Genomic DNA, 233 nt, shown 5'->3' on the forward strand with positions numbered 1-233 from the left:
GCAATCTCGGAGGCCGGAATTCAGGCCGCCAATCGGGCCGACAACTTCTTCCGGGCGGACATCGCGATCACCTGCCGACCGCTTGAGCCGGGAGTTCTGGCGGTTCCCGACCCGTCGATCATCGTCGAAGTGCTCTCCCCCTCGACCGAAGCGCACGACCGGACGGTGAAACTGCCGGCCTATCGGGAAATCGTGTCGGTGCAGGAAATCCTGCTGATCTCCTCGACCGGACG

At 63.9% G+C, this 233-nt stretch carries 1 protein-coding gene; it reads left to right on the plus strand.

Going from position 1 to position 233, the window contains the following annotated elements; all coding sequences use genetic code 11:
• Nucleotides 1–233 (plus strand): Uma2 family endonuclease (locus RRF55_RS28060; protein WP_439419307.1); only part of this gene is annotated, 233 nt, incomplete at both ends.

This window comes from Klebsiella sp. K47 (assembly GCF_051858335.1).
Lineage (GTDB): Bacteria > Pseudomonadota > Gammaproteobacteria > Enterobacterales > Enterobacteriaceae > Klebsiella > Klebsiella pneumoniae.